Origin of the sequence: Flavobacterium qiangtangense (assembly GCF_042658345.1) — a bacterium.
Classification (GTDB): domain Bacteria; phylum Bacteroidota; class Bacteroidia; order Flavobacteriales; family Flavobacteriaceae; genus Flavobacterium; species Flavobacterium qiangtangense.
Map to the genome: position 1 here is coordinate 372506 of NZ_JBHSQB010000007.1, position 23237 is coordinate 395742.

General features: G+C 33.8%; 28 protein-coding genes. 17 read left to right on the forward strand and 11 right to left on the reverse strand.

Annotation, left to right across the window (positions count from 1 at the left end; translation table 11 throughout):
- Window positions 1-36 precede the first annotated feature (36 nt).
- Window positions 37-1443: a hypothetical protein gene (locus ACFPVY_RS09485; protein WP_379791744.1), complete on the forward strand. Its 1407-nt coding sequence runs from the start codon at window positions 37-39 to the stop codon at window positions 1441-1443.
- 30 nt (window positions 1444-1473) lie between these two features.
- On the opposite strand, the gene ACFPVY_RS09490 is transcribed toward ACFPVY_RS09485, so the two are convergent.
- Window positions 1474-1935 (reverse strand): hypothetical protein, encoded by a 462-nt coding sequence (locus ACFPVY_RS09490; RefSeq protein WP_379791745.1) that lies wholly within the window; start codon window positions 1933-1935, stop codon window positions 1474-1476.
- A 3-nt stretch (window positions 1936-1938) separates the two neighbouring features.
- Window positions 1939-3138, reverse strand: a complete 1200-nt coding sequence (locus ACFPVY_RS09495) for a hypothetical protein (protein ID WP_379791746.1) — start codon at window positions 3136-3138, stop codon at window positions 1939-1941.
- A gap of 117 nt (window positions 3139-3255) precedes the next feature.
- Between ACFPVY_RS09495 and ACFPVY_RS09500 the strand changes: the two genes are divergently transcribed.
- Genes ACFPVY_RS09500 through ACFPVY_RS09525 form a run of 6 tightly spaced genes read left to right on the forward strand, consistent with a single transcriptional unit; the run spans window position 3256 to window position 6210 of the window.
- Window positions 3256-3759: a GbsR/MarR family transcriptional regulator gene (locus ACFPVY_RS09500; RefSeq protein WP_379791747.1), complete on the forward strand. Its 504-nt coding sequence runs from the start codon at window positions 3256-3258 to the stop codon at window positions 3757-3759.
- 58 nt (window positions 3760-3817) lie between these two features.
- On the forward strand, window positions 3818-4156 hold the full coding sequence (locus ACFPVY_RS09505; RefSeq protein ID WP_379791748.1) for a hypothetical protein: 339 nt from the start codon (window positions 3818-3820) through the stop codon (window positions 4154-4156).
- Complete coding sequence (locus tag ACFPVY_RS09510; protein WP_379791749.1) at window positions 4153-4494, forward strand: hypothetical protein; 342 nt, start codon at window positions 4153-4155, stop codon at window positions 4492-4494. Before ACFPVY_RS09505 ends, ACFPVY_RS09510 begins: the two co-directional genes overlap by 4 nt.
- Window positions 4491-5312 (forward strand): thiol-disulfide oxidoreductase DCC family protein, encoded by an 822-nt coding sequence (locus tag ACFPVY_RS09515; protein ID WP_379791750.1) that lies wholly within the window; start codon window positions 4491-4493, stop codon window positions 5310-5312. Before ACFPVY_RS09510 ends, ACFPVY_RS09515 begins: the two co-directional genes overlap by 4 nt.
- Window positions 5313-5314: 2 nt before the next feature.
- Window positions 5315-5755, forward strand: coding sequence for a hypothetical protein (locus tag ACFPVY_RS09520; protein ID WP_379791751.1), 441 nt, complete (start codon window positions 5315-5317; stop codon window positions 5753-5755).
- Complete coding sequence (locus tag ACFPVY_RS09525) at window positions 5752-6210, forward strand: SRPBCC family protein (protein WP_379791752.1); 459 nt, start codon at window positions 5752-5754, stop codon at window positions 6208-6210. The genes ACFPVY_RS09520 and ACFPVY_RS09525 overlap by 4 nt, the downstream gene beginning before the upstream one ends.
- Here the strand turns inward: ACFPVY_RS09525 and ACFPVY_RS09530 are convergent.
- On the reverse strand, window positions 6198-7007 hold the full coding sequence (locus ACFPVY_RS09530; protein WP_379791753.1) for a hypothetical protein: 810 nt from the start codon (window positions 7005-7007) through the stop codon (window positions 6198-6200). The genes ACFPVY_RS09525 and ACFPVY_RS09530 overlap by 13 nt on opposite strands.
- Window positions 7008-7144: 137 nt before the next feature.
- Here ACFPVY_RS09530 and gcvP point away from each other — a divergent pair, with 137 nt between their 5' ends.
- The 8 genes from gcvP (at window position 7145) to ACFPVY_RS09570 (ending at window position 15376) form a co-directional block, all read left to right on the forward strand.
- On the forward strand, window positions 7145-9994 hold the full coding sequence (gene gcvP, locus ACFPVY_RS09535) for an aminomethyl-transferring glycine dehydrogenase (RefSeq protein ID WP_379791754.1): 2850 nt from the start codon (window positions 7145-7147) through the stop codon (window positions 9992-9994).
- Between the two features lie 117 nt (window positions 9995-10111).
- On the forward strand, window positions 10112-10702 hold the full coding sequence (locus ACFPVY_RS09540) for a hypothetical protein (RefSeq protein ID WP_379791755.1): 591 nt from the start codon (window positions 10112-10114) through the stop codon (window positions 10700-10702).
- A gap of 10 nt (window positions 10703-10712) precedes the next feature.
- A complete protein-coding gene (locus ACFPVY_RS09545) occupies window positions 10713-11087 on the forward strand; it encodes a group III truncated hemoglobin (protein WP_379791756.1) in 375 nt (124 codons plus the stop codon).
- A gap of 123 nt (window positions 11088-11210) precedes the next feature.
- Window positions 11211-12269, forward strand: a complete 1059-nt coding sequence (locus ACFPVY_RS09550; RefSeq protein WP_379791757.1) for a 3-oxoacyl-ACP synthase III family protein — start codon at window positions 11211-11213, stop codon at window positions 12267-12269.
- Window positions 12270-12332: 63 nt separating this feature from the next.
- Window positions 12333-12860: a methyltransferase domain-containing protein gene (locus ACFPVY_RS09555; protein WP_379791758.1), complete on the forward strand. Its 528-nt coding sequence runs from the start codon at window positions 12333-12335 to the stop codon at window positions 12858-12860.
- A 3-nt stretch (window positions 12861-12863) separates the two neighbouring features.
- Window positions 12864-13715, forward strand: a complete 852-nt coding sequence (locus ACFPVY_RS09560) for a glycosyltransferase family 2 protein (RefSeq protein WP_379791759.1) — start codon at window positions 12864-12866, stop codon at window positions 13713-13715.
- A 132-nt stretch (window positions 13716-13847) separates the two neighbouring features.
- Complete coding sequence (locus ACFPVY_RS09565) at window positions 13848-14594, forward strand: MlaE family ABC transporter permease (protein ID WP_379791760.1); 747 nt, start codon at window positions 13848-13850, stop codon at window positions 14592-14594.
- Window positions 14591-15376, forward strand: a complete 786-nt coding sequence (locus ACFPVY_RS09570; RefSeq protein WP_379791761.1) for an ABC transporter ATP-binding protein — start codon at window positions 14591-14593, stop codon at window positions 15374-15376. Before ACFPVY_RS09565 ends, ACFPVY_RS09570 begins: the two co-directional genes overlap by 4 nt.
- A gap of 125 nt (window positions 15377-15501) precedes the next feature.
- On the opposite strand, the gene ACFPVY_RS09575 is transcribed toward ACFPVY_RS09570, so the two are convergent.
- From ACFPVY_RS09575 to ACFPVY_RS09610, 8 genes are all read right to left on the reverse strand, one after another.
- Window positions 15502-16560 carry a mannose-1-phosphate guanylyltransferase gene (locus ACFPVY_RS09575; protein WP_379791762.1) on the reverse strand — a complete coding sequence of 353 codons (1059 nt, stop codon included), beginning with the start codon at window positions 16558-16560 and terminating at the stop codon, window positions 15502-15504.
- Between the two features lie 77 nt (window positions 16561-16637).
- Window positions 16638-17237: a SprT-like domain-containing protein gene (locus ACFPVY_RS09580; RefSeq protein ID WP_379791763.1), complete on the reverse strand. Its 600-nt coding sequence runs from the start codon at window positions 17235-17237 to the stop codon at window positions 16638-16640.
- 13 nt (window positions 17238-17250) lie between these two features.
- Window positions 17251-17928 (reverse strand): SDR family NAD(P)-dependent oxidoreductase, encoded by a 678-nt coding sequence (locus tag ACFPVY_RS09585; protein ID WP_379791765.1) that lies wholly within the window; start codon window positions 17926-17928, stop codon window positions 17251-17253.
- Window positions 17929-17974: 46 nt separating this feature from the next.
- Window positions 17975-18937, reverse strand: coding sequence for a M28 family metallopeptidase (locus ACFPVY_RS09590; RefSeq protein WP_379791766.1), 963 nt, complete (start codon window positions 18935-18937; stop codon window positions 17975-17977).
- Between the two features lie 86 nt (window positions 18938-19023).
- Complete coding sequence (locus ACFPVY_RS09595; RefSeq protein WP_379791767.1) at window positions 19024-19671, reverse strand: hypothetical protein; 648 nt, start codon at window positions 19669-19671, stop codon at window positions 19024-19026.
- Window positions 19672-19674: 3 nt separating this feature from the next.
- Window positions 19675-20538 (reverse strand): ATP-grasp domain-containing protein, encoded by an 864-nt coding sequence (locus tag ACFPVY_RS09600; protein WP_379791768.1) that lies wholly within the window; start codon window positions 20536-20538, stop codon window positions 19675-19677.
- A gap of 167 nt (window positions 20539-20705) precedes the next feature.
- The gene (locus tag ACFPVY_RS09605; RefSeq protein ID WP_379791769.1) at window positions 20706-21431 is read right to left on the reverse strand and encodes an NRDE family protein; all 726 of its coding nucleotides are present in this window, start codon (window positions 21429-21431) and stop codon (window positions 20706-20708) included.
- Window positions 21419-21907 carry a DinB family protein gene (locus ACFPVY_RS09610; RefSeq protein WP_379791770.1) on the reverse strand — a complete coding sequence of 163 codons (489 nt, stop codon included), beginning with the start codon at window positions 21905-21907 and terminating at the stop codon, window positions 21419-21421. Before ACFPVY_RS09610 ends, ACFPVY_RS09605 begins: the two co-directional genes overlap by 13 nt.
- A gap of 322 nt (window positions 21908-22229) precedes the next feature.
- Here ACFPVY_RS09610 and ACFPVY_RS09615 point away from each other — a divergent pair, with 322 nt between their 5' ends.
- Window positions 22230-22529 (forward strand): hypothetical protein, encoded by a 300-nt coding sequence (locus ACFPVY_RS09615; protein ID WP_379791772.1) that lies wholly within the window; start codon window positions 22230-22232, stop codon window positions 22527-22529.
- 321 nt (window positions 22530-22850) lie between these two features.
- Window positions 22851-23150 carry a hypothetical protein gene (locus ACFPVY_RS09620; RefSeq protein ID WP_379791773.1) on the forward strand — a complete coding sequence of 100 codons (300 nt, stop codon included), beginning with the start codon at window positions 22851-22853 and terminating at the stop codon, window positions 23148-23150.
- Window positions 23151-23237 lie beyond the last annotated feature (87 nt).

Here is a 23237-nt window from a genome sequence, read left to right on the forward strand (position 1 = left end):
AACATTTTAATCAAGTTAACTTAAATTTTTTTAAATATGAGCCAAATTTTTACGCCAACTCAAAAAAGAGCTTTAGACTTCATCTGGATTTTAGTTCTGATTATTGCGACTTTTGATATCAGCAATTACTTTGTAAACAACTATGGACCAGACAACACGACTTATACTTATGTTTGGAGAATCCAAAATTGGTTGATTTACAGCACTTTTTTTGCTTGGTATTTTTATAGAAACAGTAAAATCAAACAAGGAATTTTGATTCAGTTGCTGTTTATTCCATACTATATTTTCAGGATTGATTGGAGTATTTTGGGCGATTATTATCTAGATTTTGACAACAGCAGTTCCATTTATAATGTTATTCGGTTTGTTACTTTTATAATTCCAATCACCTATTTTTCAGTTGCTTATTTTAAAAACGAAACGCTTTCTACTTCCATTTCAAAGAAGAAAAAATTCTTTATTCAGCTGGCTCTGACGTTGATTTTATCGTATGTTGTTGAAACAGACGTTGATGAATTTTACAAATATGTGGCTTTTGCGTCAGACTCTCTTTACACGCAAGACATCATCGTTTCGGTAATTTTATTGTTTATTTCAGCCAAAAGCGTTCTAGCGTTAATCGGATTTTTTTACATTTCAAACCGAATTTATTCCAGAACAGAACTCAAAAATCCGTTGGACGTTCAGCACATTTCGAGCGGTCTTTTCAAGTGGGGATTTGTGGTGAGTTACACGCTTTTTGTATTTTCAATCATTGATTTGGGAAGCAGTGCTTTCCGAATTTCGTTTCTTTCCTCAAACATAAAACTAACCGGAATTTTATATCTTTTATCAAGTTTCTTTGTTGTTTTTGTCAGCGGAAGATTTTTTGCGCAGTTGATTCAGTACCGCAATTATTCGCTTAAAAAATATTTTGGCGTAATCAATTCGCTTTCTGTACTTCCTATCTTTAATCTAATTCCGTTTCTGGTTTTATCGATTTCTAAAACAAGTCAAGAAACCATCGAAAATTACATCTCAAAATTAAAAAAGAAACGCAATATTCATCTATTGATTTATTGCTCGTTGCTCATTTTATTTATATGCTACGGTTATTTTTCAACAGATGCAGAATATCGAGATGCGAGCACCTTTTACAAAATTCCAACGATGATTGGCGCTGTAATCCTGCTTTCAAGGTACCGTGTGATGACGAAGGTGGTTCCGTTTGTTTTGGTTTTTATAAGTTATTATGAAGACATTAAATACCTGTTTGATTTCACCAACGGCTTCTTATCTTTCTTTGAAGAAAATATTTTATCCTTTGTTTGGCTCGGAACAATTTCTGTTTTTCTGCTTTATTATTTGATTTACTATGTACTTCACAAATCGTTTTATACCGAATATTTTGAAGACCAAGACGAAGATGAATTTGAAGAAAACATCAAACAATTTCAATAAAAAACGGCTGTCAATTGACAGCCATTTTTGTTATTTCTTTCTAAGAATAAAGGAAAACCGTTCTCCGAAAAAAGAACCGTCTTCTTCACTGGTAATCTTGAAATCGAAATCATATTTACCATCTTTAGGAACTACAAATGATTTATTTTCCCGTTCAAACTCTTGAGACGAATCTTCTCCGCCATTAAAAAGACTCGAGATAAATCCGCTTTCAGACACTTTTGAATTTATTGTGTGCTCGCCACTCATCACGCTGGTGCTGTCAAACGCGACGACTTTATTTTGTGAAGCGATGCTGTATTTTACTTTGTAATCTGAAAATTTGGTCGTGGAGACTTTTGACCAAAAAACAACTTCTTCTCCTTTCTTTAATTCTAAATCTTTTATCGACGTAATTTCATCTAAAACTAACGGAACTTCAGCCAAATCTTCCCCGATTGGGTTACAAGACACAAGCGAAATTAAACCCAAACCAATTATATATTTCTTCATAAATTACTTTTTTTGAGAGATTTCCAAGGAATTATTATTGGAGTAATAATTGAACATTTTGACAAAAAAATCAAGTCCTTTTTCATTTAAAGCTTTTGTATTTTTCAAAATAAACGCTTTTTCATCTTTGTTTATAACACAAATAACTGCAAATTGTTTCTCGGTTTTATTGTCTTCTTTGTTAAATCTTGAAATTTCTACAACGGTGGAATTTCCGTACGGAGTCACTTTATAGTTTGCGCTATAAAAGTTGTTTAAAACATCATAAAATAGTTTTTCAAGCCATTTGCTTCCTTCACCAACTTCAATTCTATCTTGATTTAAGGTATTCAGATATTCAAAAATTTCAGCCTCCTTTTTTGGATTAAATCGATACAATTCTACAAAGGCAAAATCTTCAATTTTCGGCGACACCGACTTATTTTCATCTAAAAAAACGCTCATTTCTTTTTCAAAATTGGCGAACATATTTTTCACCAAATTGATTTCAATTTTTGGACGATTTTCAACATAATCTTTCCAAGCAAATTCTTGTTTTGAAAAATTTGTATTCAAAAGATTTCTAGCATTTCGAAGAAAATAAAATGCCAAATCAAGCTTTTCTTCTAACGGAAATTTCTTTGCCCAGCTGATGGTTCCGTTATAAATCAGGTAACTTTCGGTCTTGGCATCATATTGAAAATGAATCGTCGTAAAAGAATCATCGGCACTAAAAACCAGGCTGTTTTTATCTTCATAATAGATAGTTTCGCTTTCGTACTGTTCTCTTACATCTTCAATTGTCAATAAATTAGAATTTTTTTCCTTGACCACGTAAACCGATTCTTCATATAAAGAATAATCTATAAAAAGTTCATTATGAAGTTCGACGTTGCTGTAATTTTCTTTGGTTGCAAAATCTAATTTCCCAAAGGTATTTTCTGTTTCAAATTCCCCTTTTTCAATAAATTGTGTCTGAAAGTAATAGTTATCCGGAAGGCTAAATTTTAATTCATCAGTAACTTGATGACTTTCAAGATTGACTTTGGTGTTTAAAATTCGCTGGATTTCTCCTTCCGAAATTGAGGCTGTTTCTTGCATTAACTGGCTTTGTAAATCTTGTTTTTCGATACGTTCACAACTGGAAACAATTGCAAACATAGAAAATAGCAAGCCGAGAAATAGTGATTTTTTTAAAGGCATAAACTTTAATTTACATTTCATATATAAAATTTTATACACAAATATATAAATATTAAGAGTTTAACAAGCAATTTAGTATAAAACAAAATAAGTTTCAATTATTTTTGAAAGTTTAAAAATAAGTACTACATTTGGACTATGGAATTCAAAGAAGCAAAAAATAAATTCATTCAAACTTGGGGCGCGCTTGGTTCTCAATGGGGAATTAACAAGACGATGGCGCAAATTCATGCCTTGTTGATGGTTTCGCCAGAAGCACTTTCAATGGAAGATATTATGGAAGAACTTTTGATTTCAAGAGGAAACGCCAGTATGAATTTACGTGCTTTGATGGATTGGGGAATTGTATACAAAGAATATAAATCTGGCGAAAGAAAAGAGTTTTTTACTGCCGAAAAAGATTTGGATGAATTGGCGGTAAAAATAGCAAAAGAAAGAAGCAAAAGAGAAATCAAGCCCGCTTTGCGCGTATTGAAAGACGTTTCTTTAATCGATGCAAACCAGTCTTCAGAAACCAAACATTTTGTGGATCAAACTTCAAAATTATATGATTTTGTATTAAAAGCCGACAATATGATTGACAAAGTAACTGAGTTTAAAGACAATTGGATTGGCCGTTTGGTTATGAAGATTATGAAATAGTATAAAAAAATTTGACTAAAAGTTTCAATTTTTTCTGAAAGTTTAAAAATTTATAGATATGAAAATTATTAAATATATAAACACTTTTGCAATCTTAATTCCTTTTTTAGCAGCTCTTTTTTTCTTACAATTTGGGATAGAAACAATGATTTATAGCCTGTACTTTTTAATGCTTACGGGATTCATTCAAGGTATTTTAGGAATTATTTTATTTATAAAAAATCCGAAAGATAAATTCATTAAAGCCTATTTAATCGCTGTACTGCTATTTTTTGGTCTTTGGTATTTTAATATGAACGTTCACTATTTAAATTTTCTAACCAATTTCCTTATTCCTATTCCACTTATCCTTGCCGTATATCTTTCCGTATTAATTTATAAAAGGAAACAATTATGAAAACCGCCAATAAAATAAATTACGCTCTCGTACTCCTCCCGATACTTCTGGTAATATTAGGGATTTTTGACGAACAATTCTTTTTTTATTTCTTGGTTTCGTTAGTTCCCTTGGGAATTTTCCAAGTCATTATTGCCATTGGATATTCTTCAAAATTTGGCAAAAATCTGCATTATAGAATTTACACGTATGGCGTGATGTTCTTTTTTTCGCTAGCGATTACCGCGCAATTTTGGTGGGATTATTTAGAACCTTACGGCGGATTATTTTATGCTTTGCCTACTATTTTAGCTATTTATTTTTCAATTATTCTTCACGATAAATCTAAAGAACTATGAAAACTCTTGAAAACCAAACATTGCTTTTTGACGAAGATTGTCCGCTTTGCCAAGTTTATACAACTGGTTTTATTAAAGCCGGAATGTTAGACGAAAACGGAAAGAAACCATTCTCAAATTTAACCGATGAAGAACAGAATTTCATAGACATCAAAAGAGCTTCCAACGAAATTGCTTTGGTCGATAATAAAAACAAAACCGTAATCTATGGAATTGACAGCTTGTTAAAAGTCATCGGAAATTCATTCCCTTTTATGGAAAAAGTTGGAAATATTGCTCCTATAAAATTCTTGCTTAAAAAATTATATTCTTTTATTTCTTATAACCGAAAAGTAATTATTCCAAATAAAAAAGTAAGCGAAAAAGTATTGCAATGTGTTCCAAGTTTTAATTACAAATACAGAATTATTTACATCGGTTTTGCAAAACTAATGACAGCTTTGACGCTTTTTAATTATTCAGAATTGATTCCAGATTTACCAAAAGGGAATTTTAACAGAGAATTGATTTTGGCTTTTGGACAAATTATTTTTCAGAGTTTATTCTTATTGAAATTCGACAGAAAAACAATTTTAAATTACGCTGGAAATTTAATGACCGTTTCTCTATTTGGCTCTTTAATTCTGACTCCGATATTAATTCTGAATCAATTTATAAACTTGCCAGAAATAGTAGTTTTAGGTTGGTTCGGAATCACAGTTTTGATAATGTTTATCGAACATTTCAGAAGAATAAAAATTTTAGAACTTCCAAATCATTTAGCTTTCTCTTGGATATTTTATAAAATAATCGCTTTACTAATCATCTTAATTTTATAGTTATGAACATTCAAATCCCAAACTGGCTCATCATCCTCAGCGGCATCGGCCAGATTTTCACAGCAATGATTTATCCTTACATCAGACATCAAGTTTTTGACTGGTACAATGACGTAAAAAAACTGAAACCACTGAATCAAGAAATTGCGAAAACCTATGGAAGATATATTCAAGGTCTGAACTTTTGCTTTGGATTAATTGCAATTGTTTTCACGAATGAATTACAAGAAAAGTCAGCATTGGCAGTTGCTCTGACAGGATTGATTGCTTTGTATTGGGTCGGAAAAGTCGCTACGCAAATTGCCTATTATCCAATGTACCAAATTCCGCAGAAATTGATTTTTAAAATCGGAAGCTATTGTATGAACACGCTTTTCGTATTATTTGCGGTTGTAAATACTTGGCTATTTATTTACAATTTAATCGGACATTACAAATTATGACCAAAATAAAACTCCAAACTAAAATAAAAGCGCCAATCGAAACCGTTTTTAATTTATCCAGAAACATTGATATTCACTTGCTTTCCACAAGCCAAACCAATGAAAAAGCTGTCGCTGGAAAAACTTCGGGATTAATTAATTTGAATGAAACGGTAACTTGGAAAGGCAAGCATTTTGGAATTTATCTGAAACATTCAAGTAGAATTTCTGAGATGGAATTCCCAAACTATTTTGTTGATATTATGGAGAAAGGTCATTTTAAATCGTTTCGTCACGAGCATTATTTTGAAGAAAAAAATGGCTTTACGACGATGAAAGACGTATTGATTTATGAAACGCCTTTTTGGATTTTCGGAAGATTATTTGATAAAATTCTTCTAAAAAATCATATGAAGAAATTTCTTTTAGAACGAAATTCGGTTTTAAAAAACATCGCAGAAAATCAAACCAAATAAACCATTGCCAGCCAAAACATCGGGATACTTTCTACCCAAAAAGAAGTATAATATTTCGAACGATTTTCATTGGCAAAAATCATGAAAAGCGAAGTAGTTACAATTAAAATTGCGTTGACAAAAAGCTGATTCACATCAATTTGGCTTTTTAAAAATTCCAAGAAATAAAGCGGAATCAATAAAAGTATTCCCAAAATTTTCGTCTTCTTCACTCCTATTCTCTGCGGAACGGTTTTCAAAGCCGGGTCATCGGTTCTTAAATCGATGATTTCAAAAATTAAAATCAAGCTGATTACCAATAAAAATCGCTGGCAACATTTTAAAATTACATCCGAAAAAACTTCAGTTCCCGCATTGATTAATGGAAGCAAAGTTGTTACTCCAGACCAGCAAATCGCGACGATATAAATTTTAACACCACTCCAATTTCTAATATTTTTCTTCTTCGAAAAAACTGGAACTGTGTATAAAAATGTCAATCCAAAGAAAATAATGGCGACGATTTGCGTAATTCTTTCCAAACAAAAAAAGAAATAGGCCGAAGCCAAAAAAGAAATTAGGCTTAAAACTAAAATTGCTTTTAGTTCTAATCGAAATGGTTTTTTATTCCGAAAAAAAACTTCGTATTTAATGAAATTGTAACCAAAAATGGTTCCGAAGAAAGCAAATCCCGCCATCGCCAAATCAAATGGATTTTGAAACATATGATTGGTCATCAAAACCAGCGACAAAACCGCAACGGCAACGTGAATGCTTCCGTTTATGTAAAAATTAAATAGTCGTCCGATAGCGTGCATACTGCAAAAATAGCGAAAGTGTTAACAACATACGGTTTTCGTTGAAAAATTCCTAAAAAAACCGTGTTAAAAAACGATTAAATTTTGAGATTAATAAGTACTTTTGTGCCACAAAAAACAACCCACTACACATTATTATGAAAACAGATGCTTTTGCTTTAAGACATATCGGTCCAAGAGAAAACGACCTTCAACATATGTTCAAAACTATTGGTGTTGAGTCGATTGACCAATTGATTTATGAAACGCTTCCGGATGATATTCGTTTGAAAGCGCCATTAAACTTGGAACCAGCAATGACTGAATATGAATATTTGAACCACATTCAGAAATTAGGAAATAAAAATAAAGTATTCAAATCATATATCGGTTTGGGTTATCATCCGGCAATTGTACCTGCGGTTGTTCAAAGAAATGTTTTTGAAAATCCAGGTTGGTACACGGCTTACACGCCTTACCAAGCAGAAATTGCACAAGGTCGTTTGGAAGCTTTGTTGAATTACCAAACTACTGTTATCGAATTAACAGGAATGGAAATCGCAAATGCTTCGTTATTGGATGAAGGAACTTCTGCTGCTGAAGCAATGGCGTTGCTTTTTGACGTAAGAACTCGCGACCAAAAGAAAAATAACGTAAACAAATTCTTCGTTTCTGAAGAAATTTTGCCTCAAACTTTATCGGTTTTAGAAACACGTTCGACTCCAATTGGCGTTGAATTAGTTATCGGAAACCATGAAGAATTTACTTTCGGAAATGATTTCTTCGGAGCAATTTTGCAATATCCAGGGAAATTTGGACAAGTTCACGATTATGCTCAATTTATTGCTAAAGCAAAATCAAGCGATATCAAAGTGGCTGTTGCCGCAGATATTTTAAGCTTGGTAAAATTAACTTCTCCGGGAGAAATGGGCGCTGACGTGGTTGTTGGAACGACACAACGTTTCGGAATTCCGATGGGTTATGGTGGGCCACACGCTGCTTATTTTGCTACAAAAGAAGAATATAAAAGAAGCATGCCAGGAAGAATCATCGGTGTGACTGTTGATACTAATGGAAACCGTGCCCTTCGTATGGCTTTGCAAACACGTGAGCAACATATCAAGCGTGAAAAAGCGACTTCAAATATTTGTACGGCGCAAGTACTTTTGGCTGTTATGGCCGGAATGTATGCCGTTTATCACGGTCCAAAAGGATTGGAATATATTGCTGACAAAGTACATGCTTCGGCAGTAACTACGGCAGAAGCTTTGAATAAAATCGGCGTTTACCAAACGAATACGTCATTCTTCGACACGATTGTTGTGAAAGCTGATGCTCAAAAAGTAAAAGCGATTGCTGAGAAAAACGAATTCAACTTCTATTATATTGACAACGAATCAGTTTCAATTTCTTTTAATGAAACGACAAGTTTGGCTGACATCAACACAATCGTGGCGATTTTTGCTGAAGCTGTTGGAAAAGAAACTGTGACAGTTAGCGAATTAGCGAATGTGTCAATGATTTTGGAAAGCCTAAACAGAACTTCAACATTTTTAACGCACGACGTTTTCAACAAACACCATTCTGAAACCGCTTTGATGCGTTACATTAAAATGTTGGAAAGAAAAGATTTGGCGCTTAATCACTCGATGATTTCGTTAGGATCTTGTACGATGAAATTGAACGCAGCTGCAGAAATGTTGCCTTTAAGCATGGCAAATTGGAACAACATTCACCCATTTGCTCCAGTGGAACAGGCGGAAGGTTACCAAATAATGCTTAAGAAATTAGAAGAGCAATTGAACGTTGTAACTGGTTTTGCAGGAACAACTTTACAGCCAAATTCTGGTGCTCAAGGTGAATATGCAGGTTTGATGGTTATTCGTGCGTACCACCAATCAAGAGGAGATTCTCACAGAAATATCGCTTTGATTCCAGCTTCGGCACACGGAACAAATCCGGCAACGGCAACGATGGCCGGAATGCAAGTTGTGGTTACAAAAACGTCTGAAAACGGAAATATCGATGTTGAAGATTTAAGAGCAAAAGCAATTCAGTATAAAGATAACTTGGCGTGTTTGATGGTGACATACCCATCCACTCACGGAGTTTATGAAGCTTCAATTATCGAAGTCACAAAAATTATCCACGAAAATGGAGGTCAAGTTTATATGGACGGTGCGAATATGAATGCACAAGTTGGTTTGACAAATCCAGCAACGATCGGTGCTGACGTTTGCCACTTAAATTTACATAAAACATTTGCGATTCCTCACGGTGGTGGCGGACCTGGTGTTGGACCAATTTGCGTTGCACAACACTTGGTTGAATTTTTACCTACAAATCCAGTAATTCCAACAGGTGGCGATAACGCGATCACGGCAATTTCTGCAGCGCCTTGGGGTTCTGCTTTGGTTTGCTTGATTTCTTATGGATATATCACAATGCTTGGTGCTGATGGTTTGACAAGTTCAACTCACCACGCCATCTTGAATGCCAATTACATCAAAGAAAGATTAAACGGTCACTTCGACACCTTATATACAGGAGAAATGGGACGCGCGGCACACGAAATGATTATCGAATGTCGTCCGTTTAAAGAAAAAGGAATCGAGGTTACCGATATCGCAAAACGTCTGATGGATTATGGTTTCCACGCTCCGACAGTTTCTTTCCCAGTGGCTGGAACATTGATGATTGAACCTACGGAAAGTGAAAACTTGGAAGAATTAGACCGTTTTTGTGATGCGATGATTTCAATTAGAAAAGAAATTGAAAGAGCTTCTGCAGACGATAAAAATAACGTGTTGAAAAATTCGCCACACACTTTGGCAATGTTGACTGCTGATACTTGGGATTTCCCATATACCAGAGAAGATGCTGCTTTCCCATTAGAATATATTGCTGAAAATAAATTCTGGCCATCAGTTAGAAGAGTTGATGACGCTTATGGTGACAGAAACTTAGTTTGTTCTTGCGCTCCGATTGAAGCTTATATGGAAAGCTAAGAATTTTTGAAGAAATTACATTATAACCCTTTCAAATCGAAAGGGTTATTTTTTTGTCTATAATTTTGATTTAAAATATTCGTTATCTATGTAATAAAATATTTATAATTTGATGCCATGAAAAAAAAATTATTATTTGCATTTATGCTTTACAGTTTCGTGACGTTTAGCCAATCTAAAGAGAAAATTTACCTCATTAATGAAAACGAGAAAATTAGCAAACAGCAATTTGAGGCTTTAGATAAAGAAAAATTTTATTTTACCAAAATCAAAAATGACTCTTCAATTATATCAATTGCAAATTCCCGCCAAAAAATCATCCAATTAAACCCAACTCAACAAAGTCAGATCTCGTTGTATCTGGATAAAATTATTGGCGTTAACTACGATAGTACAAAGAAAACGATGATTCACTTATATAGAAAGAATCAAAAGATCGGGAACGATGCTGAATATAAAAGATATTGGTCATGGATCGAAAGTAACTCGAATAAGTATCAAGCGTTTTTGTTAGGTTCAAAAAATTCCAAAATAGTAGAAAATAGCAAAAAACATATTTTCTTAGACAACGATGGTTTATTTGAAAACTCATTTTTCAGCAAATCTGATTTTGAAATAAACCACATTTTAATTAAGCCATCAGGAGAAGTTTATGTCTTTTATGGAATGGAAGATATTTTAAATGTATTAGATAAATCCGTTGATTAAATTAATTGAAATGCAAGACATTGAAACCAAACAAGATTTGGAAATTCTTCTATCTAAATTTTATTCGAAATTACTTTCTGACAAAACTATAAATTACATTTTCACTGAAATTGCAAAAATTGACATCGAATCACATTTGCCAAAAATCATCGACTTTTGGAATTTAAGTTTATTTGGAAAAGGTGATTATTCGAGCAACGTGATGAAAATTCATTTGGATTTAAATGCGGAAGAAAATTTGAATGAAAATCATTTTAAAACTTGGTTAAGTCACTTTTATAATACTGTTGACGAGAATTTTTCTGGCAAAAACGCAGAAATAATAAAAACCAAAGCGTTGTCAATTGCTACAGTTATGCAAATTAAAATGCATAAACTCAACTAATCACCTATTTATCAGCAACAAAAAATAAAATTATTGAATATTTCATAATTATATGCGCGCATAGCATTTTATTATGTAAGACTATTTATTTTTAATACATTAGCATAATATAAAATTTCCAAAATGAATATCAAAATAATTGGTTCTGGCAGTTACATTCCAGAGGTTAAAGTTACCAATCAAGACTTTGACAAGCACATTTTTTTAAATGAGGACGGGACGCCTCTTGCCCATTCTACTGAGGTCATTATTGGAAAATTTAAAAGTATTACCGGAATTGAAGAACGTCGTTATGTTGACGAAAACTTACTGACTTCTGACATTGCTGCAATCGCCGCTGAAAATGCAATTATTGACGCAAATATCGACCGTGAATCAATTGACTATATCATTCTTGCTCACAATTTTGGAGATGTAAAACATGGAAAAATCCAAGCGGATACTGTTCCAAGTTTAGCAACTAGAGTCAAAAATAAATTACGCATCAAAAACCCAAGATGTGTTGCTTATGACATTCTTTTTGGTTGTCCAGGTTGGATTGAAGGAACGTTGCAAGCCAACGCTTTCATTAAATCCGGCATGGCAAAACGCTGTTTGGTGATTGGTGCTGAAACTTTGTCAAGAGTTATCGATCCGCACGATCGCGATTCGATGATTTATGCCGATGGAGCCGGAGCCACAATCGTGGAAGAATCTCCTGATGATTCTGGACTTTTATCTTATGAAAGCGCCACTTTTGCTTATGACGAAGCCGATTACCTTTACTTCGGAAATTCTTACAACAAAGATTTAGATCCAGATGTTCGCTACATAAAAATGTATGGCAGAAAGATTTATGAATTTGCTTTGAGCCAAGTTCCGTGTGCGATGAAAAGTTGTTTGGAGAAAAGCGGCATCGATATTTCTGACGTTAAAAAAATCTTGATCCACCAAGCTAACGAAAAAATGGACGAAGCGATTATCAATCGTTTTTACAAACTTTTTGACCTTCCGGCACCAAAAGATATTATGCCAATGAGCATCCACGAACACGGAAACAGCAGTGTTGCCACGGTTCCGACGCTTTATGACTTGTTGATGAAAGGAAAAATCGAAAATCAAGAAATTCATAAAGGAGATGTTATTATCTTTGCATCCGTTGGCGCGGGAATGAATATCAACGCCTTCACTTACCGATTATAAAAGTTTTTGTGTTTAAAGTTTAATGTTCTGACTTTAAAGCATTAAACTTTAAACAATTATAAAATGTACGAAAAAACTTTTCCAAATAAAAGATTCGGGCACACGCTAGAATTTTTAAAAAAACACATTACAACTTCTGAAACCATCTTGGATTTAGGTGTAGAAAATCCGTTTTCAAAAATCATGAAACAGGAAGGATTTTCAGTTTCAAATACCAAAGGAGAAGATTTAGACGTTAACCAATCTACGTTGCAAAACGAAAATTATTCGGTCACAACGGCTTTCGAAATTTTCGAACATTTGCTGAATCCTTATACGGTTTTGCAAAACATAAAATCTGACAAATTATTTATTTCCATTCCAATGCGTTTGTGGTTTTCGCCAGCTTATCGCAGTAAAACCGATATGTGGGACAGACATTACCACGAATTTGAAGATTGGCAGCTAGATTGGCTTTTGGAAAAGACGGGCTGGAAAATCATCGACAGAAATAAGTGGACAAATCCGGTGAAAAAATTTGGAATTCGTCCTTTATTGCGAAGATTTACTAATAGATATTATATTGTTTACGCAGAAAAAATTCGTAGCTAAATTATGAACTATTACATTGTAATTCCGGCACATAACGAAGAAGCTTTTATTGCTTTGACATTACAATCTTTATCAGAACAGACTTTGCTTCCTTCAAAAGTTGTAGTCGTTGATGATAATTCAACCGATAAAACTTCGGAAATTGTAAATGAATTTTCTATAAAATTTCCTTTTATTTCTTTGGTCAAAAAAACTTCAGAAGCAATTCATTTACCCGGAAGCAAAGTAATTCAAGCATTCCATAAAGGTTTTGAAACTTTGGACGAAAATTATGATGTCATCGTAAAATTAGATGCTGATTTGATTTTGCCAAGCAATTATTTTGAAACTATAATTAATACTTTCAAGTCAGATCCAAAAATCGGGATGGCTGGAGGTTTTGCTTACATCGAAAAAAATGGGGACTGGATTTTAGAAAATCTTACTGATAAAGATCATATTCGTGGTGCTTTCAAAGCTTACAGAAAAGAATGCTTTTTGCAAATCGGAAACTTAAAACCAGCTATGGGTTGGGATACTGTTGATGAATTGCTTTGTAAATTTTATGGTTGGAAAGTTGTTACCAATCAATCCTTGAAAGTAAAACATTTAAAACCAACTGGCGCAAACTACAATAAAACAGCACGTTACAAACAAGGCGAAGCTTTTTATACTCTTGGTTACGGATTTTTAATTACTTCAATTGCTTCCGCTAAATTGGCGATGCTGAAGAAAAAACCATTGTTGTTTTTTGATTACATCCAGGGATTTTTAAAAGCAAAATCGGCTAAAAAACCACTTTTGGTTACAACCGAACAAGCCAAATTTATTCGAAGCTATCGCTTAAAAAAAATGAAAGAAAAGTTAATTAAATAGCTTGTTTCCGCTTTCCGACTTACCTTTATTTTATTGGCATTATTAGTTTTTGAGCAAATTGAAAAAACAAACAACTCATAACTTATAACTCATAACTAATTTCGTATTTTAGCCATTATTTAGAAAATTGCAATGATTAAAAGATACTTGACCCAAATTGGCCGTTATTTCATAATGTTGAAGGAAATCTTCAACAAACCGACGAAATGGACGTTTATGAAAGAATTGGTTTTAAAAGAAATTGACGACCTCATCATCGGATCTCTTGGAATCGTCGCTTTCATTTCCTTTTTTATCGGAGGTGTTGTGGCGATTCAAACGGCACTAAACTTGACAAATCCGCTTATTCCAAAAACCTTAATTGCGTTTGCAACAAGACAATCGGTAATCTTAGAATTCGCTCCAACATTTATTTCGATCATTATGGCCGGAAAAGTGGGTTCTTTTATTACGTCAAGCATTGGAACTATGCGAGTTACAGAGCAAATTGACGCACTGGAAGTTATGGGTGTAAATTCCTTAAACTATCTGGTTTTCCCAAAAATAATCGCACTTTGCCTTTACCCTTTTGTGATTGCCTTAAGTATGTTTTTAGGAATTTTTGGAGGTTATATGGCCGCAGTTTATGGAAATTTGACCTCAAGCGACGAATTTATTACGGGACTTCAAACCGATTTCATTCCGTTTCACATCCTTTACGCATTTATCAAAACCATGGTTTATGCATTTATTTTAGCAACAATTCCATCGTTTCACGGATATTACATGAAAGGTGGCGCACTGGAAGTTGGTAAAGCCAGTACGGTTTCATTCGTTTGGACCAGCGTCGTGGTCATTCTGATGAACTTTATCTTAACACAATTACTTTTAAGCTCATGATAGAAGTTAAAGACATAAAAAAATCGTTTGGCGATGCCCAAATTTTAAAAGGTATTTCTACGACTTTTGAGACAGGAAAAACCAACTTGATTATCGGGCGTTCTGGTTCCGGAAAAACGGTTATGCTTAAAACTTTATTAGGAATTCATACACCTGACGAAGGAGTAATTTCTTTTGACGGAAGAGATTATGCTAAAATGGCGCCTGATGAAAAACGAGAACTTCGTACTGAAATTGGGATGGTTTTTCAAGGAAGCGCACTTTTTGACTCGATGACCGTTGAAGAAAATGTAGCTTTTCCGTTGCGAATGTTTTCTAATAAAAAACGAAGTGAAATCAAGGAACGTGTCAATCAGGTTTTAGAAAGAGTGAACTTGGTCGATGCCAATAAAAAAATGCCTTCTGAAATCTCTGGGGGAATGCAAAAACGTGTGGCGATTGCAAGAGCGATTGTGAACAACCCAAAATACCTTTTTTGTGATGAACCAAACTCTGGTCTTGATCCAGAAACTTCGATTTTGATTGATGTTTTGATTCAAGAAATTACAAAAGAATATGGAATGACAACCGTGATTAACACGCACGATATGAACTCTGTATTGCAGATTGGTGAGAAAATTGTCTTCCTTAAAAACGGATTAAAAGAATGGGAAGGAAATAACGAAGAAATTTTGGAAACAAAAAACAAATCAATCGTGGAATTCGTTTATTCTTCTGATTTATTCAAAAAAGTAAGAGAAAGTCTCTTGGCGGAAGCTGAAGAGGACGATGATAAAAAATAGTTTGCAGTTTGCAGTTTGCAGTTTGCAGTTTGCAGTTTGCAGTTTGCAGTTTGCAGTTTGCAAAAATAAAAAATCCTGAAACTCAATTTGAATTTCAGGATTTTTTTATTCTATTAATTTGATATTTACTTCGAAACCAGAGCCGTGATTCTCTTAATTTCTTGCTCCTTGCCTTTTGGGTAAATGAGTAAAACATCTTCTTTATCAACAATAATGTAATCGTTTAATCCATCGATAATGATGAGCTTTTTCGCATCAGTTCTGATTATATTGTTTGTAGCATTTTCTAAGAATACATCTGCATTTACAACTGCATTTAACTGATTGTCTTTTGGAAGTTTTTCATACAAAGAACCCCAAGTTCCCAAATCGTTCCAATCAAAAGTCGCGGGCAAAACATACACATTGTCCGCTTTTTCCATTACGGCATAATCAATCGAAATGTTTTCTGCCAAAGAATAATTATTTTCGATGAAGGCTTTTTCTGCATTGGTATTATAAACCGGAAGTCCTTCGTTAAACAAAGCGTTCATTTGTGGCTGAAATTGCTCAAAAGCTTCGGTAATTGCTTTGGCACTCCAAATAAATATTCCGGCGTTCCAAACAAAATTTCCGGCTTGCAAAAATGATTTAGCCGTTTCATAATCTGGTTTTTCTCTGAATTGGCTTACTTTTTTAATCGAATTTTCATCCGACTTATCATACTCGATGTAGCCGAAACCTGTGTTTGGAAAAGTCGGTTGAATCCCCAAAGTCATCAACGCATTTTCCTTTTCACAAAAATCAAAAGCCGTTTGAAGATTATTCACAAATGAAGTTTCGTCTTCAATCCAGTGGTCGCTTGGCGCTACAACCATCACCGCATCCGGATTCATTTTTTTAATTTTCAAAGACGCATATAAAATACAAGGCGCTGTGTTTCGCATTGCTGGTTCAAGCAAAACCTGATCTTGATTTACTTGAGGCAATTGTTGCAAAACCAAATTATTGTATCGTTCATTGGTCAAAATCAATATGTTTTCTGCGGGAATTAGCTTTGATAAACGGCTAAACGTTTTTTGGATGAGCGTCTCGCCCGTTCCAAGCATATCGTGAAATTGTTTCGGAAATTCATTGGTACTGACTGGCCAAAATCGGGAACCGACTCCGCCCGCCATTAATATCGCAAAATAATTTTTATTCATTTGTATTCGTTTTCGATCTATAGTAAATATTGCGATTTTAAGCTTAAAATCATAATAGTTTAGATTTCATTTAACAATTAATGAGGCAATAATTCGACCTCAGCATTTGGGTTGAACAAATATACTCTTCCCGAACTTATTTCTTGGCATTCATAGCGTTTTATTCGCAGTGCGCCTTTCTTAAAAATCTTGCCGTTGTGGATTCTAAAAACGCTTCCTGTCGGCAATTCAAAAACGTAATTCTTATCGTTTTGAGCGTCAAATTGTTTCAAGGCCAAAGACAACTTTGCATCAGTATCGCTACTTGCCGTGGGATTTTTAAAATGTTTGGCAAGCAAAGGCAAAATATGATTCGGAAAAATTTCTGGTCGAATAAATGGAACCATCAACTGCTGAAACGTAAATTTCCATTCGTTTCCGTGTGGTTTTATATTTCTCCCAAATTTTTTAAAAGCTACCAAATGTGCAATTTCGTGAATCAAAGTCATCAGAAATTTGTATTTGTTCAAGCTCGAATTTATCGTGATTTCGTGTTTTCCGCCTGGTCCTTTTCTGTAATCGCCGTGGCGCGTCATTCGCTCGTTCACAATTTTAAGATGGACTTCATTGACCTTGATTAATTCAAAACAAGGAATTACGGCATGTTCAGGCAAATATTTCGAAAGTGTTTCGTTCAAAAGTAACTATAATTTAAGGCGTTGAAGAAGAAACCTGCAACACTTTTCCGTTGTAAAATTTATTTCCCTTTAAGGTAAAATCAAAAATATAATCGGCCATATCTTTTGCCGAAAGTGGCGCTTCATAACCTGGAAAAGCTTCCGCCAACATTTCGGTTTGAACCGACCCTAAAGCCAAAACGTTGAACGAAATTCCTCTTTCTTTAAATTCTTCAGATAATAATTCAGAAAGTGTAATCACGGCGCCTTTGCTCGAACTATAAGCAGAAAGTCCGGCGAATTTCATACTTCCCTGAATGCCACCCATTGAACTAATTGTCACAACGTGGCTTCCGGGATTCAAATATGGCAAAACGATTCTGGTCAATGAAGCGACTCCAAAAACATTTACTTTGTAAACTCTTTCAAAATCTGCCGAAGTAGTTTCTGCAAAAGGTTTTAAAACCAAAGCGCCCGCATTGTGCACAATCGCATCGACTTTTTTCCAAGTGGAAGAAAGAAAATCAGACACTTTTTTCAAGTCATTTTCCTCTGCCAAATCAACTGAAAGGCACGTAATATTTTTGTGTTCTAATAAAGCCTGAGGCGTTTTTCTGGAAATTGCCAAAACTTGGTGACCTTCATTTGCAAATAAAAGTGCCAATTCATAGCCAATTCCTCTGCTCGTTCCCGAGATAATTATATTTTTCATTCTATTCATTTCGAGCTTGCAAAAAGCAATCTCAATTATTTTTTTCTTATTTCTTTAAAGCGATTTCTTTCGTTCCAGAATTGGTCATTTTTTCAATTACCGGAAGCATTTCTTGAACAAAAGAAGCCATGTGCGCCGTGTCCATCAACTTAAATTCGTCTTGTGGCTTGTGGTAATATTCATAATTTTCAAAGTCAAAAGTACAAACTGTTTGGGCAGGAACATTAAATTCTGTGAAAAAAGGATAATTATCTGAAGCCATAAAAAGTCGGTAAGTCAATTCAGCTTGGAGAAAACCAACCAAGTTTTTACCAGCATATTCATTGAATTTCGACGCCATATTTGATTTTCCGTAACCTGTTATGTAAGCTGTAAAATCACGTTTCATCGGAACACCGATCATTTCAAAATTTAGCATCGTGTAAATATTGAAATTTTTCTCTTTCAATTTTTTAGCCAAATGTTTTGAACCTAAAAGCCCTTTTTCTTCGGCAGAAAAGAAGGCAAAAAGTATGCTCCTTCTGTTGGTTTTATTCTTAGCAAAATATTTAATTACTTCAGTAACTGCAGTAGTTCCAGATGCATTGTCATTAGCTCCATTATTAATTTTATCGCCTAAAGCTTTTTCATCAATTCCGATGTGATCGTAATGCGCACCGATGACAACAAATTCATTTTTCAACTTTGGATCGTTTCCTTCGATAACACCAACAACGTTGTAAGCGGTTTTGTCAAAATTGGAAAGCGTGTCTTTATAACTTACAAAGTAAGGTTTCACGCCATTTTGCTTGTACACATTTTCCAAAAAAGCAACTGCTTTTTCGATGCTTTTTGAACCCGGATCTCTTCCTTCCAATTCATCAGAAGTCAAGAATTCCAAGGTTTTTGAAACGTCTTGCTGGCTAACTTTGTAAGTGATTTCAGAAGGTTGCTTTATTTCTGTGACAACGGCATTATTTGATTTACATCCGAAAATAACAACCGGAAGTAGATAAAGTATTTTTTTCATTTTTGTGTTTTATTGGCTTTGCTAAAATAAAGAAATAAAACGCAGATTGCACAGATTTTAGAAATTTCCGTGCACAAAATTCTAATCTATTTCTTGGTTTTAAAATACTTTTTGTAGAATTTATAAGCTTGATACAATCCCATTCCGATGAAAAAAAGCGGAATAATGTGCGACATTAAATAAGTGGAAAGTCCCGTGGAAGATTTTGTGACCAAATTTAAAAATAGGATAAAACAAAGCATTCCGAAGAAAGTGCCAAGCGTTGTTCCGAAAACGTACAAAAACTTGAGATTTGATTTTGAAACGATATAATTTCCGTTGACCAAATAAAGATTCCAGCCACACCAAAACGGAATTTGAACAAAATTTAAGCAACTCAAAATCACTCCGATAATGTAAGGTGAATAGTCTTTGTATTTTTCTAAAACGTCTTGGTTTTCAACTTTCGCTTCTGATTGAGAATAAAAAACATAGGCCAAAAGAAACATAAAAAACACTGAAAAAATCTCGATATATTTCATCAGTTTTTTGTTTTCCAACAATTTACTCGCAAAAATCAACGTGAAATAAATGACAAAAACTTCAATGGAAATTACACCCAAAAGATAAAAAATTAAGATTGAAATTTCTGTTTTGGAATAAATCTCAAAGCCGATAATATTCAAGAAACCCAAAGGAATAGAGCCCAAAAAGCTGACTGCGAAACCAACAAGTATGTTTTTTAACGCTTTCATAAATTAAAAATTCACGATTTTTTTCTTCATCGCAGCATCTAATTTCAATTGTTCAAAACCTACTTTTTTTGTCAAAAACGGAATTCCGTTTTTGTGATTTATCATACTGATTTCAAACATATATTTGATGTGTCGCGCCAATTCTTTCCAAGCAAAAAATAACGAATGTTTTGGATCATAAATATGCGTCGGCTCACTGGAAGCGCCGTTTAATTCTACCAAAAGAAAGTTTTCGCCACGTTCCAATTCTTCAAAAGAGTTGTACATTACATCCAATCTTCCGAAGTAGAAACCTGGAATTTGAAGACACATTTCGTTGATTGTTTTTGTCAGTTTTGGCGTAATCCAATTGGTTCCGTCGATGAATTTTGCACCGCGAGCGTGATTTCCGTAGGGAACCAAATTAACACTTTCGCCTTTTGTCAAAATTTCTTGCAGTTTGCTTCCGTATTCTTGCTTTAAAACGCTTAACTGCATCTCAAATCTTGGATTATTTTTGATCAAATTTTCAATTGTAGAAACTCCGTCGCCATTAATTATTAAAAATTCTTTGGCTACAATTCCGGTGATTCTGCCTTGTTTTTCATTTGGATAACGAACATAAAAAATCCCAACTTCGTTGGCAAACGGAATCATATCTTGAATCACATAATCAAAATCTGCTTTTTCAGAATATACCTTTAAATCATCTGGCGAGTCGATTTTTTTCACCGCCGTTCCGCGCAATCCCATATCTGGTTTGGCAATCATTGGGTATTTCAAATCAGCTTCCTGAGAAATTTTTAGAACTTCAAAAAAAGTTGAATTTGCCTTGACTAATTTGGTTTTTGGATAATATTGCTGCGGAATTATATCATAGATTTCCATTTTTGAATCCATAATAAATCCTCCGTTTCTGATTGTTGGATTGCTGGCATTGAAGAAAAAAATGGTTCTTGCTTTGATTGAAAAATAGGCCCACAAAAAATATATTGGAATATAAACTATTTGGTAAGGCCAGTATTCCCAATGGATCAGCTTATGAAAAAAGAGTTTCAATGCGTTTTATTTGCTACGAAGTTAATTGTATTTTCAAATTCTTTTTGATTCACTAAATCATAATGTTTCATCTTCGCTTCGATATTTTCAACTGTGGTTTGGGTGATGCTTAATGTTTTCAAAAAATTATTTCGGTTAATAACCAAACCGTTTTCTGAGTTTTCATTTTCAGTATATCGATGGAAATTATACATATCATTTTCAGAAAAAATCTCCTTTGAATTCATATAATCAAAAAACCATTTTGCCCGATTTTCACGAACTTCTTTTGGATATAAAGTTGTGGACGACCAAATATAATTTTGATTTGTATCTAAAGCTAATTTGTCTTTTTGGATTCCGTTCCATCGCAATTGATAGAGATTTTTATCTTGAAACAACACTAAAGTAAACGGTTCGATGTTATCTAAATCAATCTCGTTCCAAGCATTTATAGGAGAAAAATCGCTGATGATATCAAGCACGATCAAGCCACGGCTTTTTCTATAATTTCCCGTCATTTTATGTTTTTCATCGGCTCCATTTAGCAATACCAAAACAGTTCCGTCTTCGTTAACAGCATACCAGGTTCCACCCGCTTTTGGGTCTTTTGGAAAAATTACTTCTTTATTATTAACTGTGTAGTTTCTAGGTTCGAGCGCATTTGGCCTCAAAACCTGCTCATCCCGATTTGAAGTGATAATAATTTTATCGTTTGAGCGAACAAAAGTTACTGTGCACATTGATTTCTATATTCGATTGTGGAACGAGCAACGCCGAAATTCTCATCAACTTGAACTTGCTTACATTGCAAAACGGCAACTTTAATCAAGGCTTGGTGGTGAATGCAGTGCTCTAAATTGTATAACAACTCGCGAAAATAATTGCTTTCAATTCTGATTTCGTCTCCATCAATAATTTGTTGCAATTGAATTTCCTTATTTTCTTTCTGGATATTTTTTTTTATTTCGTTTATTTTTTCGATCGCAAAATTCGTGTTTGTTTCGATTTGCAAATTTCTTTCTCGCTTATCATAATTCACTAATCCCGATTTATAATTTTTTTCGAGACATTGAAACATTTCGATAATATGACGCGTGTGTTCCCCGATGGTGGCATTGCTTAAATGCTCACATTTCTTTGAATATTCTTTGTCTGGCAATTGATTTAAAAGCGAAACCAGATCGTCAAGACCTTTTGTAATTGAGTTTGTCAGCATTGGTTTGGTTTGGTGGTTGGTAAAAAGTTGCTAAAAACGTACTCTAATTTAGCTATTCTTTAAATACGACAATTAATCGCTTGCAGATTTTAACATTTTTAAAAAAAGACCTTCGGTTTTGATCCATTTTCTGTTGAATTCTACAAAATAATTACAAGTTATTCCACACAATTACACAAAAACAAACTTAAGATCGAACTTGCCAAAACTCATAAATACTTAAAGAACAAATACTTAAATAGATTTCAATTTACTATTTTACTTTTGGCACATTTATTTCAATTAGCTAAACAACTAAAACATACCACAAAAAATATATATTATGAAAAAGATTCTTGCACTTACAGTTATCGCATTAGGATTCGGAATTAACGCTAATGCATCTATACAAATAAACAGTTCTACTGAGATAAATATCTTACAAGAAAAAACATACACACCTATTGAAGCTTCTGCTATTCCTGCCGATGCGTTAAAAAACATCAGCTCAAAATATGGCGGTTATACATTAAAAGAAGCGCACAAGGCTGAAGATGGAGAATACAAATTGATTTTATCAAAAGACGGTAAAACAGTTACAGCGTACTTTTCAGCTACAGGAGAATTCATTAAAGAAGCATAGTTTAAGTTAAGTTTGTTGAAAAGGGAATTTGTAAAAGTTCTCTGCAAAATAAAAGGAGATGTGGGGGCATCTCCTTTTATTGTTTTATGAAAATTCAATTCGAAAAATTATTGGATTGATTATTTTCCACACTTTTTTTGAGCAAATTTCCACACTTCCACACTTTTCAAATGTTAGAAATTAATGTTGGAAAAAGAAAAATACGTAGCAATATCAAGGCTTTAGAAGAAAATACAGCTTTCATTTTTAAATTGGCATATTTCTTTCATTACTTACATCGAAAAAGAAATACGCACATTATTTACCATAAAGAAATTTGCTATGAAAAAGATATTATTAATGACAGCGATTGCACTCGGTTTCGGAATAAACGCAGATGCAACTACAGATAAAAACATTTCTTCAGAGTTAAATATTCTGCAAGAAAAGCAATATACATCGATTGAACCTTCTGCAATTCCGGCTGATGTACTAAAAAACATTAGCAAGAAATATGGAGGATTGACAATCAAAGAAGCTCACTTGGCAAGCGATGGCGAGTATAAACTGATTTTGGCGAAAGACGAAAAAACAGTTACCGCTTACTTTTCATCGACCGGTGAATTCTTAAAAGAAGCATAGTTTAAGTTAAGTTTGTTGAAAAGAGAGTTTTAAATTCTCTGCAATATTAAAGGAGATGTGGGGGCATCTCCTTTATTGTTTTTATAA

Bases quoted from the DNA above. Each gene is read 5' to 3' on its own strand.
- ACFPVY_RS09485 (WP_379791744.1), top strand. From the start codon at position 37: ATGAGCCAAATTTTTACGCCAACTCAAAAAAGAGCTTTAGACTTCATC.
- ACFPVY_RS09490 (WP_379791745.1), bottom strand. From the start codon at position 1,935: ATGAAGAAATATATAATTGGTTTGGGTTTAATTTCGCTTGTGTCTTGT.
- ACFPVY_RS09495 (WP_379791746.1), bottom strand. From the start codon at position 3,138: ATGAAATGTAAATTAAAGTTTATGCCTTTAAAAAAATCACTATTTCTC.
- ACFPVY_RS09500 (WP_379791747.1), top strand. From the start codon at position 3,256: ATGGAATTCAAAGAAGCAAAAAATAAATTCATTCAAACTTGGGGCGCG.
- ACFPVY_RS09505 (WP_379791748.1), top strand. From the start codon at position 3,818: ATGAAAATTATTAAATATATAAACACTTTTGCAATCTTAATTCCTTTT.
- ACFPVY_RS09510 (WP_379791749.1), top strand. From the start codon at position 4,153: ATGAAAACCGCCAATAAAATAAATTACGCTCTCGTACTCCTCCCGATA.
- ACFPVY_RS09515 (WP_379791750.1), top strand. From the start codon at position 4,491: ATGAAAACTCTTGAAAACCAAACATTGCTTTTTGACGAAGATTGTCCG.
- ACFPVY_RS09520 (WP_379791751.1), top strand. From the start codon at position 5,315: ATGAACATTCAAATCCCAAACTGGCTCATCATCCTCAGCGGCATCGGC.
- ACFPVY_RS09525 (WP_379791752.1), top strand. From the start codon at position 5,752: ATGACCAAAATAAAACTCCAAACTAAAATAAAAGCGCCAATCGAAACC.
- ACFPVY_RS09530 (WP_379791753.1), bottom strand. From the start codon at position 7,007: ATGCACGCTATCGGACGACTATTTAATTTTTACATAAACGGAAGCATT.
- gcvP (WP_379791754.1), top strand. From the start codon at position 7,145: ATGAAAACAGATGCTTTTGCTTTAAGACATATCGGTCCAAGAGAAAAC.
- ACFPVY_RS09540 (WP_379791755.1), top strand. From the start codon at position 10,112: ATGAAAAAAAAATTATTATTTGCATTTATGCTTTACAGTTTCGTGACG.
- ACFPVY_RS09545 (WP_379791756.1), top strand. From the start codon at position 10,713: ATGCAAGACATTGAAACCAAACAAGATTTGGAAATTCTTCTATCTAAA.
- ACFPVY_RS09550 (WP_379791757.1), top strand. From the start codon at position 11,211: ATGAATATCAAAATAATTGGTTCTGGCAGTTACATTCCAGAGGTTAAA.
- ACFPVY_RS09555 (WP_379791758.1), top strand. From the start codon at position 12,333: ATGTACGAAAAAACTTTTCCAAATAAAAGATTCGGGCACACGCTAGAA.
- ACFPVY_RS09560 (WP_379791759.1), top strand. From the start codon at position 12,864: ATGAACTATTACATTGTAATTCCGGCACATAACGAAGAAGCTTTTATT.
- ACFPVY_RS09565 (WP_379791760.1), top strand. From the start codon at position 13,848: ATGATTAAAAGATACTTGACCCAAATTGGCCGTTATTTCATAATGTTG.
- ACFPVY_RS09570 (WP_379791761.1), top strand. From the start codon at position 14,591: ATGATAGAAGTTAAAGACATAAAAAAATCGTTTGGCGATGCCCAAATT.
- ACFPVY_RS09575 (WP_379791762.1), bottom strand. From the start codon at position 16,560: ATGAATAAAAATTATTTTGCGATATTAATGGCGGGCGGAGTCGGTTCC.
- ACFPVY_RS09585 (WP_379791765.1), bottom strand. From the start codon at position 17,928: ATGAAAAATATAATTATCTCGGGAACGAGCAGAGGAATTGGCTATGAA.
- ACFPVY_RS09590 (WP_379791766.1), bottom strand. From the start codon at position 18,937: ATGAAAAAAATACTTTATCTACTTCCGGTTGTTATTTTCGGATGTAAA.
- ACFPVY_RS09595 (WP_379791767.1), bottom strand. From the start codon at position 19,671: ATGAAAGCGTTAAAAAACATACTTGTTGGTTTCGCAGTCAGCTTTTTG.
- ACFPVY_RS09600 (WP_379791768.1), bottom strand. From the start codon at position 20,538: ATGGAAATCTATGATATAATTCCGCAGCAATATTATCCAAAAACCAAA.
- ACFPVY_RS09605 (WP_379791769.1), bottom strand. From the start codon at position 21,431: ATGTGCACAGTAACTTTTGTTCGCTCAAACGATAAAATTATTATCACT.
- ACFPVY_RS09610 (WP_379791770.1), bottom strand. From the start codon at position 21,907: ATGCTGACAAACTCAATTACAAAAGGTCTTGACGATCTGGTTTCGCTT.
- ACFPVY_RS09615 (WP_379791772.1), top strand. From the start codon at position 22,230: ATGAAAAAGATTCTTGCACTTACAGTTATCGCATTAGGATTCGGAATT.
- ACFPVY_RS09620 (WP_379791773.1), top strand. From the start codon at position 22,851: ATGAAAAAGATATTATTAATGACAGCGATTGCACTCGGTTTCGGAATA.